Origin of the sequence: Aquicoccus sp. (assembly GCF_041686535.1) — a bacterium.
Taxonomy (GTDB): Bacteria; Pseudomonadota; Alphaproteobacteria; order Rhodobacterales; family Rhodobacteraceae; genus Aquicoccus.
In genome coordinates, this window is sequence record NZ_JAWLDS010000096.1 from 1 (window position 1) to 11,088 (window position 11,088).

13 protein-coding genes and 1 tRNA gene are annotated in these 11,088 nt (G+C 61.2%); 4 read left to right on the forward strand and 10 right to left on the reverse strand.

Annotation, left to right across the window (positions count from 1 at the left end; all coding sequences use genetic code 11):
* The 6 genes from ACESL9_RS14945 to ACESL9_RS14970 form a co-directional block, all read right to left on the reverse strand.
* The coding region (locus tag ACESL9_RS14945) for an energy transducer TonB (RefSeq protein ID WP_372675091.1) at positions 1–770 on the reverse strand (770 nt) is incomplete at its 3' end.
* Positions 771–781: 11 nt separating this feature from the next.
* Positions 782–1,261 (reverse strand): protein TolR, encoded by a 480-nt coding sequence (gene tolR, locus ACESL9_RS14950; protein ID WP_372615018.1) that lies wholly within the window; start codon positions 1,259–1,261, stop codon positions 782–784.
* 1 nt (position 1,262) lies between these two features.
* Positions 1,263–1,958: a protein TolQ gene (gene tolQ / locus ACESL9_RS14955; protein ID WP_372615019.1), complete on the reverse strand. Its 696-nt coding sequence runs from the start codon at positions 1,956–1,958 to the stop codon at positions 1,263–1,265.
* Positions 1,959–2,089: 131 nt separating this feature from the next.
* On the reverse strand, positions 2,090–2,476 hold the full coding sequence (gene ybgC, locus ACESL9_RS14960; protein ID WP_372615020.1) for a tol-pal system-associated acyl-CoA thioesterase: 387 nt from the start codon (positions 2,474–2,476) through the stop codon (positions 2,090–2,092).
* Between the two features lie 170 nt (positions 2,477–2,646).
* Positions 2,647–4,890 carry a xanthine dehydrogenase family protein molybdopterin-binding subunit gene (locus tag ACESL9_RS14965; protein ID WP_372615021.1) on the reverse strand — a complete coding sequence of 748 codons (2,244 nt, stop codon included), beginning with the start codon at positions 4,888–4,890 and terminating at the stop codon, positions 2,647–2,649.
* Positions 4,891–4,892: 2 nt separating this feature from the next.
* Complete coding sequence (locus ACESL9_RS14970) at positions 4,893–5,354, reverse strand: (2Fe-2S)-binding protein (RefSeq protein WP_372615022.1); 462 nt, start codon at positions 5,352–5,354, stop codon at positions 4,893–4,895.
* Positions 5,355–5,529: 175 nt separating this feature from the next.
* Between ACESL9_RS14970 and ACESL9_RS14975 the strand changes: the two genes are divergently transcribed.
* A tRNA-Gly gene (locus ACESL9_RS14975) sits at positions 5,530–5,603 on the forward strand.
* Between the two features lie 328 nt (positions 5,604–5,931).
* Here the strand turns inward: ACESL9_RS14975 and ACESL9_RS14980 are convergent.
* From ACESL9_RS14980 to ACESL9_RS14995, 4 genes are read right to left on the reverse strand one after another with little or no spacing between them, the layout of a single operon-like run.
* Positions 5,932–6,843: an MBL fold metallo-hydrolase gene (locus ACESL9_RS14980; protein WP_372675092.1), complete on the reverse strand. Its 912-nt coding sequence runs from the start codon at positions 6,841–6,843 to the stop codon at positions 5,932–5,934.
* Positions 6,840–7,076 carry a thioredoxin family protein gene (locus tag ACESL9_RS14985; RefSeq protein ID WP_372675093.1) on the reverse strand — a complete coding sequence of 79 codons (237 nt, stop codon included), beginning with the start codon at positions 7,074–7,076 and terminating at the stop codon, positions 6,840–6,842. The genes ACESL9_RS14980 and ACESL9_RS14985 overlap by 4 nt, the downstream gene beginning before the upstream one ends.
* Before the next feature lie 12 nt (positions 7,077–7,088).
* Positions 7,089–8,144, reverse strand: coding sequence for a permease (locus tag ACESL9_RS14990; protein WP_372675094.1), 1,056 nt, complete (start codon positions 8,142–8,144; stop codon positions 7,089–7,091).
* A complete protein-coding gene (locus ACESL9_RS14995) occupies positions 8,141–8,431 on the reverse strand; it encodes an ArsR/SmtB family transcription factor (RefSeq protein ID WP_372615302.1) in 291 nt (96 codons plus the stop codon). The genes ACESL9_RS14990 and ACESL9_RS14995 overlap by 4 nt, the downstream gene beginning before the upstream one ends.
* 224 nt (positions 8,432–8,655) lie before the next feature.
* On the opposite strand from ACESL9_RS14995, the gene ACESL9_RS15000 reads away from it, so the two are divergent.
* The 3 genes from ACESL9_RS15000 to ACESL9_RS15010 all read left to right on the forward strand — a co-directional run.
* Complete coding sequence (locus tag ACESL9_RS15000; protein WP_372615303.1) at positions 8,656–9,096, forward strand: ArsR/SmtB family transcription factor; 441 nt, start codon at positions 8,656–8,658, stop codon at positions 9,094–9,096.
* Positions 9,097–9,102: 6 nt separating this feature from the next.
* The gene (gene arsB / locus ACESL9_RS15005) at positions 9,103–10,179 is read left to right on the forward strand and encodes an ACR3 family arsenite efflux transporter (protein ID WP_372615304.1); all 1,077 of its coding nucleotides are present in this window, start codon (positions 9,103–9,105) and stop codon (positions 10,177–10,179) included.
* 159 nt (positions 10,180–10,338) lie between these two features.
* Positions 10,339–11,088, forward strand: a 750-nt coding sequence (locus ACESL9_RS15010) for a calcium-binding protein (RefSeq protein WP_372675095.1), incomplete at its 3' end; no start/stop codon positions are given.

Consider the following 11,088-nt stretch of genomic DNA (forward strand, 5'->3'; position numbering starts at 1 on the left):
GGTGCCGTCGATTGCTCTTCTGATGCTTCGGCCTCCCCACGTAGGGCCTCTTCCAGAACCGAGCTCACCGTGTCGGCAATGTCCGCATCCGGCTCATCCCCGGCCTGTGCGGTACTCTGCGGGCGTGGGCGTGGGCGCGCTGATCGGCGCGGGGCCGCCGTCACGTCATCGGAGGCTTCCGGGGTAATGTCTGTCACCGATTCTTCCGGCGCGGTGGCCTCTTCCTCAGGCCGGGTCTCTTCGGCGGGTGAATCCTCGGTCTCCGCGCGCACGACTTCATCCGGCGCCGCCTCTGGCTCGGGCGGCTGCGCGACCGGCTCGGGGGTGACTCGCTCGACTGGCCGAGACTGTGGACGCCGAGAGGTATCGGGCACCAGAAGCGCACTCTCTTCCTCGGCAGGGGGTACGATCTCGGGCGGAAGGTCCTCGACCGATTGGGGTTGTGGCTCCGGCAACTCTGGCTCTGAACGCTCATCAGTCGATGGAGTCTCGACAGACTCGGGTTCGCTTCGTTCCGGCGTGATGTCCGGCAAGGATGGCAGTTCCGACGGGGTCGACTGGTCCTCTTCCGGCGCTTGCGGCATCGCCACATCCGCCGCCGTGTCCGGTGCGCGCTGCGCCGCCATCATCGCCTCGAACTCCTCACTCGAAATCACCGCCACGTCCCTGACCTCGAACGGCAGAGGCTCGGCGTCGAACTGCCCCCCGAACAGCAGCCAGCCGATGAGGCCGACATGCCCCACCGCGGATATGATCTGACCGGTGTTCATGCTCGAACCCGTCAGTTCCCCGTCTCGTCGAGCGAGGGCCCGTCGATATCCGTGACCAGACCGATATTCGAAAACCCGCCGCGATTGAGCGCCCCCATTACCTGCACCACCTGCTCATAGGGCACGGCTCCATCTGCGCGCAGGAAGACCCGATCGCTGGCCCGCTCCGCCGCCACCGCGCGCAACTTTGCCAAAAGCTCGTCACGCCCGACCTCCGTGCGCTGCAACATAATCACGCCGTCACTCGTGATCGTCACGGTCAAGGGTTCCTCGGCCTCGCTGGGCAGCGCATTCGCCGCAGTCTTGGGCAGTTCAACCGGAACCCCTACAGTCATCAGCGGAGCAGCAACCATGAAGATGATCAACAGAACGAGCATCACATCGACAAAGGGCGTGACGTTGATCTCGCTCATCGGGACAGCACGCCCGCCTCTGCGCCGGCGACGCGATCCGCCGCCTGCACCCGACGACTTTATGACCCCTGCCCCCATCTCAGCTATCCAACTGCCGGCTCAGGATCGTGGAGAACTCATCGGCAAATGCTTCATATCCGGCGATGATCCGATCACTGTCGGCGGAAAGCTTGTTGTAGAAGATCACCGCCGGAATCGCCGCCAGAAGTCCCAGTCCGGTGGCCAGAAGAGCCTCGGCGATGCCGGGGGCCACGACGGCAAGATTGGTGTTCTGCTGCTGCGCGATCTCGATGAATGAATTCATGATCCCGATCACCGTGCCGAACAGCCCCACGAAGGGCGCTGTCGACCCCACAGTCGCAAGCACCGGCAATCCGCTCTGCAGGCCTTCGGCCTGCTTGGCGATTGCCACGTCCATCGACCGGTCGATCCGGGCCTGCGCCCCTGCGATGAACCTGCCATCTGCCCGGTGCGAGCGCCGCCATTCTATCATGCCGGCCGCAAAGACTTTCTCCGACTGGCCCTTTGGGTCGGGCCCGATCTGCTCGAAAAGCTGATCCAGCGGCTCGCCGGACCAGAACGCCCGGTCAAACCGCGCAGATTCTCGCCGCGCCTTGCGATAGTCGATGAGTTTCTGGAAAATGATCGCCCACGACCAGAAAGACGCGAGGATCAGTACGATCATCACGAGCTTAACCGTGAGCGTCGCACGCATGAACAAAGCCCACATCGTGAACTCGATATCTTGCGCCAAGGCAAGGGTTTCTGCTTCCATATGCCTGCTCGTTATTTCAACCGTCTGTTGCGGCACTTCTTGAAGGTCAAACTAGCTGATTTTCAAGGGGAAAGCCAACAGCTTTGAATCACGTTTGCGCGCCCCAGGGCCAGGCGGCGATTTCCCGCCACTCAAGCCTCTGGCGCATCCCACTGCGGCATGCGCACAGGCTTGCCCTCAAGCGTCATACAGATCACTGTCACCATGGCCCGGAACAAGAGCTTTTCCCCACGCTTGACCTGCTGGCCCATAACCATGCGCACCGGCTTGCGACTCTCCACCCAGGTCTCGACCACCAATTCGTCATCGAGACGCGCCGGAGCAAGATAATCCGCCTCAACCCGGCGCACGGCGTAAACGATCCCGTCTTCGTTCTTCATCCGGTTCTGATCCAGCCCGACTGCACGCACCCATTCGCTGCGCCCGCGCTCGATATATCGCAGGTAATTGGCGTAATAGACGATACCGGCCATGTCGGTATCCTCGTAATAGACCCGGATTGGTAACTTGTAGATCATGCTCGCCCTCTCGCATGGTTGATTGCACGTTAGGTTGCGCCCGGCACGGCTTCAAGTGCGATCCGCCCAATGAATCTTGCTCGAAATACTTCTGCCGAAGGCATCAGCCCAACTCTTGCACGGCGCCTTGTGGGTGAGCGCACCGCACAAAGAGGCCGGACCGCGTCGCATCAAGCGAAGTCGACAAATTTCGCAAACGGCATCTCGCGCAGCCGTTGCCCAGTCGCGGCAAAGATCGCATTGGCCAACGCAGGTGCGGCCGGCGGCACCGGCGGCTCGCCTATACCCAGAACCCTGTCGCCGTTTTCCAGACCTCGCACCTCGATGTCGGGGCATTGGTCGATCCGCATCGCATCGAAGAGATCGAAATTCTCCTGCTCGACCCGGCCGTCGGCAAATGTGATCTCACCCGTCATCGCATGCCCAAGCCCGAACACCACGCCGCCCTTCACCAGCCCATCGAAATTGACCGGATCGACCAACCGGCCCACCTCGGCGGCGACCCAGACCCTTTCGATCCGCAACCCCGCTTCGGTCTGGCGAACTTCCACGATCTCCGCACAGGGCACACCAAAGGACGTGACAAGCGCCACGCCCCGACCCACGCCCTCTGCGGGGCGCGGGCCCGACCACGCGGCCATCTCGCCCACCGCTTCAAGAACCTTGCGCGTGGGCACGTGGAAACAAAGTCGCAATCGCTCTTCCAGCGGGTCCGCGCCAGCGGCATGGATCAATTCATCCAGAAACCCCTCGTGAAAGAAACCGTTGATCGACGCGCCGACCGACCGCCATGAACTCACCGGCGCAAGCCGCGGCGCGCGATACCCCGTGACCCGGTAATCGGGGATCGCATAGGCCTGATCCCACGCCGCCTGCACTATGGTCGAATCCGGCCCCGGCATCGGCAGGCCCTGCCGCTCGCCCATCTGGCTGGCCATGATCGACGGCGCGGCGACGTGGTAATCCAGGGCCCGCACCCACCCGTCCGTGATCGCGCCTTTCATTCGCGCCATCCCGACCGGGCGCAGGAAATCCTGTCGCGTATCCTCTTCGCGGCTATAGGTGAGCTTGACCGGACGTCCTCCCGCCTGCATCGCAACCTGGGCCGCACGGATCACCACGTCATCCTCGAGCCGGTGACCGAAACTCCCGCCCATCATCAGCACATGCACATGCACCTGCTCGGCATCGACCCCGCAGATCTCGGCGACATGCGACTGGGCAAAACGCGGCACCTGCGTGCCGGTCCAGACATCCACGCGCCCCTCTTGCACCCAAACGGTTGCGTTGACGGGCTCAAGCGGCGCATGCGCCAGATACGGCGCGCGGTATTCCGCCTCGATCGGGGCATCGCCCAGCGCCGACTCGACATCGCCCTCGTCACGTTGGCGCGAATCCCGCCGGTCGGACACGAAGCTATCGGCCAGGGCTTGCCAATGTTCTGCCTGTTCGCCCGGATGATCCGCCGGCCCCCAGTCGCATTCCACCGCCTCGGCCGCGCGAAAGGCACGCCAGGTATTGTCGGCCAGAACCGCAACCCCGCCGGGGATATCAAAAACAGCTTCGACCCCGCGCATCTCCTCGGCGGCTTGCGCATCATACCCGTTCAACGCCCCGCCCCGCCGCGGGTTGAGCCGAACCGCCGCATGCACCATGTCAGGCAGTTCCACGTCGATGCCATACTCCTGCGCACCGGTCGATTTCGCCACGATGTCGATGCGCTTCATCGGTTTGCCGATATAGCGCCATTCCTCGGGTTCGCGCAGCCGCACCTTTGTCACCGGCTCCAGCCCCGCAGCCACGGGCGCCAGTTCCTCATAGGTCAATTCCCTCCCGTCAGGCAGGATCACCCGGCCACTCCCGGTATCGAGCGCCGTCACGTTGATCCCCGAAACCTCGGCCGCCGCCGCCTTCAATGTCTCGCGCGCCACGGCCCCGGCCACGCGCAGCTTTTCCCAGGCATCGGGCACGGTTGTCGATCCGCCGGTGATCTGCATGCCCAGGAATTTCATCGGCGCATCCATCACGTCGCGCAACGTCTCAGCCATGAACCCTTCGTCATAATACGCAAATGGCACCGCCTCGGCGCTTAGCGCGGTATTGTAATAGGCTCCGCTTGGCGGGCCTGGATCGACATTGACTTTCTCCAGATCGACATCCAGTTCTTCCGCGATCAATGCCGCCTGGACATGATACGCCCCCTGTCCCTTGTCACCGCGTGGCGTGATCAGCGTCACACCTTCACCGTTGATCAACACATAGGGCGTGAGCGCCGCCTCACCTTCGCCCAACCCGTCGAGCAGAGGGTTCTTCGCCGGGCGCTGGTACATGACATAACCGAACGCCACACCTCCCAAAACCGCCGCCGACCCGATCAGGAACGTGCGTCGCGCGATTTTTCCGATCTTGCCCATGATCACCCCTCCCTGACCCGCTCGCCCGCCGACTTCACCGCTTCGCGGATGCGCGGATAGGTGCCACAGCGGCACAGGTTGGACCGCATCGTCTCGTCGATCTCGGTATCGCTCGGGTTTCTGTTCTCGCTCAGCAAGGATGCCGCCAACATGATCTGCCCCGACTGGCAATAGCCACATTGCGCTACCTGATGCTCAATCCATGCCGACTGCACCGCCCGCAATACAGGCGATTCGTCTGCATCCGCCTCGATCGTCGTGACCTCGCCCCAGACGTCACCTGCAAAAACCTGACAGGATTTGACCGCCTCGCCGTCGATATGCACCGTGCAAGCCCCGCACTGCGCGATCCCGCAACCGTATTTCACGCCCTTGACCCCCAACTCATCCCTGAGCACCCACAAAAGCGGCATGTCCTCTTCGACATCCAGCTCATGAGCCACACCATTTACCTCGATCTGCATTACCACCTCCTGATCTGCGTTCGCTATCAATGTAGCCCCGATTAACGAAAATTAAACTCACAGACCGGGAGAACACGCACCAGACTTCATGAGCCCAACCATATTGGAATGACGCATTCACCGCGAAAACCGGCTTGCACAGGGTAACACGCAAGACTATCTAGATAAGTGAGCAGCGGGTATGGTGTAGTGGTAGCGCGCCGGCTTCCCAAGCCTGAAGTGCGGGTTCGATTCCCGCTACCCGCTCCAAGCACTCATTCATTGACTGAAATACTTCGACGAGCATTTCTTCGTCCGCCCTTTCTGGCGCATCGAAATCAGCCCGTTTCGCAGGATCGAAGCTCAGTCTTTGAGCCAGCTCCGTTTACTTCAAACCAACACCGGTGCGATCCCGTTTTGACCTTCATCAGCAGGTGAATTTCGTTTTCAAGCTTATTTACAAGTCAAGAAGGGACGCGCCAAATCGTTTCGCACTTAAACGATACCACCCGAAACAAAACGCTCGTTCGACCGAAGGGAGAGGCAGCGTACTTCGGCGCCGCTTTTACCTGAAACACAAGCGGACATGTAGCGAGCGTTATTCCCATTCCATCTCCTCATAGGCGGCCTGCGCGTTGCGACCTGCGAGGCTCTCGAACTGCTCGAGGTCGGACCATGCCGACTGGTCGATCTCCGGCGCCTCCATGATGCTGCCGCCCGCGTCCATCAACGTGCCGATCTCGGTGCGCAGGTTGACGAGATAATCATGGGTTTCGCGCCTCGCCGTGGCCAGATCGGTGGCCCGCCCATGACCTGGGACGACATGCGCCGGCTCGAACGCGGCCATTTCTTCAAAGACGGCAACCCAGCTGCGGGTGTTGCGTGCCGGCCCGTTGCCGAGCAAACGATCCACGTAAACGATATCGCCGGTGAAAATCACGTCGCGCTCCTCCAGCCAGACAAAACTGTCGCCGAGGGTGTGGGCCGGACCGCGATGCATGATCTCGAAGATCATCCCACCCAAGTCCAGCCTGTGATCGATCTCGAATGTCACGTCGGCAAAGCTGGGCGTAGTCCCTTCCAGCCCCTCCTCCAGGAACTGCGCCAGTGCGCTCATCTGTTCTGAGGCGCGATCACGCTGATCCGCGGCGGCCGCCTCCGAGGCGATCACGGTGGCGCCTTGTGCCTGCCAGTATCCATTGCCGAGCCAGCGATGATCCTGCCCCCCGGTGTTGATCACATAAACCACGGGCTTTTCGGTGACGCCGCGCACCACCTCATGCAACATTCCCGCACCATGCCATGAGCCGCCCGGATCAATCAGCACCGCCCCCTCGGACGTCACCACAAGGCCGAAGGTCGCATTATTGCCAAGATTATCCGAACTGCGCTGCTCTGTCTGGCCAACGATTGCCCAGACATTTCCTGTGACCGGCTGGACTTCAAGAACATCGCCAGAAGCCAGGCTGGGAACAGCCAAGAGCGTGGCGGTCAAAAGGCCCCTGATCATGCACCGAGCCACGCTTCGACCGCGCCCGTATCCGGCAGACCGCCCGCATGCACAAGCTTGCCATCGACGGAAACGCCCGGTGTCGACATGACACCCGCCATTGCGATCGACCTGGCATCAGTCACTTTCTCGATCTCCACATCGACCCCCAGTTTGTCTGCCGTTTCCTTGACCATCTTCGCAGCCGTTTCGCAGCGCTGGCAACCGGGTCCATAGACCTTGACGTTTTTCATCTGCGTGTCCTTTCAAAGGATGAAGTTGAAGAGAAAGCCGGTGGCGAGAATCCCCGCCGATACGACCGCGATGAAGATCGCGATCAAGCGATAGGTCAGCACCTGCTTGAGAATGATCATTTCGGGTAGACTGAGCGCGATCACCGACATCATGAAGGCCAGCGTCGTGCCGAGTGCCGCCCCCTTTCCCAGAAGCACCTCCACGATCGGGATGACCCCAGCCGCGTTGGTGTACATCGGCACGCCCACGGCCACTGCTGCCGGAACCGACCACCAAGCCTCGCCGCCCATGATCCGCAGCATCATCGCCTCGGGCACATAGCCATGAATCAACGCACCGATGGAGATACCGACGACGACCCAGATCCAGACTTTGCCGACAATCTCGCGCATCTGCTCCAAGCCGATTCTCAGGCGATCAGCAAAGGTGAGGCGCTCCTCGGGCAGGTCACCCACGGGGCCTGCATTCAACTCGCGCACCCAGTCCTGCAAGTAGCGCTCCAGCCCCAACTTGCCCAGCACGAAGCCCGCGACCGTGGCAATGGTGAAGCCGAAGACAAGGTAGATCGTGGCGATCTTCCATCCCACGAGGCCATAAAGCAGGCCCAGCCCCACTGGTCCCACCATCGGACCCGCGATCAGGAAGGCAAACGTCACCCCGAGCGGGATTCCCGCCGAGACGAAGCCAATGAACAAAGGCACTGACGAGCAGGAGCAGAACGGCGTTAGCACGCCGAGCGCAGCCGCCAGCGGATAGCCAGCGATCTCGCGCTTGCCGGCCAGGATCGCCCGGGTCTTCTCGGGACTGAACCAGCTGCGCAGCACGCCGGTCACAAAGACGATCGCGGCGAGCAACAGCAGAACCTTTGGCACGTCGTAAATGAAAAAGGCGATCGCCTCACCCGTGTGACTGTGGCGGTCAACCGGGAATAGTGTAGTCGCCCACTCCGAAAACGGGATCAACAGTGAATAAAGCGCATACCAGAGCAGAGCGGCCACAGGCAGCCCCGCATACCAGAGCCCGTCCGACACGCCGCGCGGCGTGGTGTCTTGTGTCTCAGAACTCACGCGAATTGCCTTTCGTCAGCATGTTCAACAGCCAGCACCGCCTGAACAACGGCTCGGTGTTCCGGAGCCAGGGCCGGGTTGCTGCGATAGCGCACCCATTGCGCGTCCCGCCGCCCGGTCACGAGGCCCGCCTCCTTTAGCACCTTCATGTGCCGCGACATCCGGCTCTGGCTGACCTCCAGTCGCTCCATCAATTCGCAGACACAATGCTCCTCCCCATCGCCGAGAATTGTCATCGCTTGCAGTCGCGTCGGCTCTGCAAGTGCCGATAGAATCGTGAGAATCATCGCGTGCTCCACTTCATATTGCCTTATGCGCATAAGCGGCTATGCAATTCCTTGATCCGCATCAAGTTGAAATTCACCTCAACCGAAGTCCAGCCGGTCGCAAATCACTGAGGGCCGGTTTTTCTAGGGCATCAGGTTTTGCAAAATGACCATACGACAAAAAGTGCAGATCAAACCGCGGGCGAAGCCTTGACTTCGACCTCTGCATCGTTGATTTGCGATACATGAATCGCCGTTCGACGAAACTGGAAGCGTTATGCCCGGATCGCAATCAATTGACATCAATTGACCATGCAACGCCCGCGCGTCCCGAGATTGACCGGATCGCCACCATCGCCAAGGCGCTGGCCCATCCAGCGCGCCTGAAGATCGTTGACTTCCTGCTCTCGCGCGAGGGCTGTATCGCGGGGGATATCGTGAACGAGGTCGGCCTCGCACAATCCACGGTGTCCGAACACCTGCGCATTCTAAAGGCGACGGGCCTCATCAACGGCACGATCGAGCATCCAAGGATCTGCTATTCCCTCAACGCTGACGCGCTGCAACCGCTGCGGGCGCTGCTTGACCAGATCACAGAACGATCGCCCCCGGTGGAAGCGGCCTGCATCGTACCTGACAACACAACCTCAACCGCCAGTTTGCAGGTGCCTGCAGCAAAGGAATGAGCCAGCATGTCCACGTTTGAACGTTTTCTTTCTGTCTGGGTAGCCTTGGCTATCGTCGCGGGCGTAGCCCTTGGCCAGGTCGCGCCGGGAATCGTAAACATTCTGGCCAGCCTCGAATACGGCTCGGTCAATTTCGTCGTGGGGGTCCTGATCTGGTTCATGGTCTTCCCGATGATGGTCGGGGTCGATTTCTCCAGCCTCGCGCGCATCCATGAACGGCCCAAGGGCCTCGTTATCACCTTGGTCGTGAACTGGCTGATCAAACCCTTCACGATGGCGGCGCTGGGTTTGCTGTTCTTCGAGGTGATATTCGCGCCGTTCATCGAACCGGGCACTGCGGGTCAGTATATCGCGGGCATGATCCTGCTGGGAGCCGCCCCTTGCACAGCGATGGTCTTCGTGTGGTCACACCTGACCCGGGGCGACCCAAATTATACGCTGGTGCAAGTGTCGCTCAATGATGTCATCATGATCTTCGCCTTCGCACCGCTTGTGGCGCTACTGCTCGGGGTAACCGACATCACCGTGCCATGGGCGACACTGATCCTGTCCGTGATTCTCTACGTCGTCATTCCGCTGAGCGCCGGAATCGTCACCCGGATGCGGCTGACACGTGGTGCACACAATGATGCAGAGGCTGCGGCCGCAGTCGAACGCTTTACCGGGCAGATCAAGCCGCTCTCGGTAATCGGCCTGTTGGCGACGGTGGTACTGCTCTTCGGCTTTCAGGGCGAGGTGATCCTGAACCAACCGCTGGTGATCTTGATGATTGCGATCCCCCTCCTGATTCAGTCCTACGGCATTTTCGCGATTGCTTATTGGGCAGCCAAGGCATGGCGCGTACCACACAAGGTCGCTGCGCCCTGCGCGATGATCGGTACGTCCAACTTCTTCGAACTCGCGGTCGCAGTGGCGATCGGGCTTTTCGGCCTCTCTTCCATCGCCGCGCTTGTGACGGTCGTCGGTGTGCTTGTCGAGGTGCCGGTGATGCTTTCACTTGTCTGGTTCGCAAACCGCACCCGGCACTGGTTTCCAAACGAGGAAACACCCGTTCGCGGCCGCCTGGCGACAAGACAGACGTAATTGTTCGCCCCACGCCGGGGGGCCCGACCCGCCCCTGCCCGGCGGCCACGCCGCACCGCCTGAACTCCGCCGCAATTCGTCTACAATTGGCCTAAACCTGCGCCAATTGTTGCCGCAACCGCATTGTATCCGTCCGGGAAACAGCAGGATGCGCGTGAAATGCCCACAACCTTCAACTGGATCCATCTCGGTCTGTCTTCCACGAATATCGACCCGGTCGAAGGCAGCGCCCTGTCCGAGGATGCGGACCTCCTTGTCGGCGCGTCCTTCGGCACGGCGGGCGATCCGCTCTACGAGCACGTCACCCGAGCCCAGATGATCGATAATGGCGGCTCTTCGACCGCGCTCGACACAAACAACAACGCCTCGAACGACCAGTTCATCACCGATATTGGCAACGGCCCCGAAACTTTCACCTATGACGGGGTCGGGGTCTACGGGGCGACGCTCACCTATACCGACGGCACTTCGGCCAATTTCACCGCGATCGTTGCACAGGACACGCAGGGCCACCTCTTTCTTGCACCGCCGCTCTCGTCCAACGCCGATGTCGCCACCCTGACCGCCCGCCCGATCGAATCGATCACACTGAACAGCATGATTGCCGATAACGGCAACCTTGGCACTGACCGACAGGATATCAGCTTCGACGACGGGATTGTGCAGGGCACCGGTGGCGATGACCTGATCGACACGGACTATATCGAACCCGTCGAATCCGGCTCCGACCGGGTCGACAACAACGACGCCCCCGGCGGCGGCAATGCCGATGTGATCGAGGCCGGTGCAGGCAGCGACACGGTCTTTGCCGGGCAAGGCGAAGACACGGTGTTCGGCGGCACCGGCGACGATCTAATCGACGGCGAGGCGGGCGACGACCTGCTTTATGGCGAGGATGGCAATGACACG

Excerpts from the sequence above, each read along its gene's own strand:
- tolQ (WP_372615019.1), bottom strand. The coding sequence starts at position 1,958 with ATGGAAGCAGAAACCCTTGCCTTGGCGCAAGATATCGAGTTCACGATG.
- ACESL9_RS14980 (WP_372675092.1), bottom strand. The coding sequence starts at position 6,843 with ATGATCAGGGGCCTTTTGACCGCCACGCTCTTGGCTGTTCCCAGCCTG.
- ACESL9_RS15000 (WP_372615303.1), top strand. The coding sequence starts at position 8,656 with ATGAATCGCCGTTCGACGAAACTGGAAGCGTTATGCCCGGATCGCAAT.
- ACESL9_RS14970 (WP_372615022.1), bottom strand. The coding sequence starts at position 5,354 with ATGCAGATCGAGGTAAATGGTGTGGCTCATGAGCTGGATGTCGAAGAG.
- ACESL9_RS14965 (WP_372615021.1), bottom strand. The coding sequence starts at position 4,890 with ATGGGCAAGATCGGAAAAATCGCGCGACGCACGTTCCTGATCGGGTCG.
- ACESL9_RS14985 (WP_372675093.1), bottom strand. The coding sequence starts at position 7,076 with ATGAAAAACGTCAAGGTCTATGGACCCGGTTGCCAGCGCTGCGAAACG.
- tolR (WP_372615018.1), bottom strand. The coding sequence starts at position 1,261 with ATGGGGGCAGGGGTCATAAAGTCGTCGGGTGCAGGCGGCGGATCGCGT.
- arsB (WP_372615304.1), top strand. The coding sequence starts at position 9,103 with ATGTCCACGTTTGAACGTTTTCTTTCTGTCTGGGTAGCCTTGGCTATC.
- ybgC (WP_372615020.1), bottom strand. The coding sequence starts at position 2,476 with ATGATCTACAAGTTACCAATCCGGGTCTATTACGAGGATACCGACATG.
- ACESL9_RS14995 (WP_372615302.1), bottom strand. The coding sequence starts at position 8,431 with ATGATTCTCACGATTCTATCGGCACTTGCAGAGCCGACGCGACTGCAA.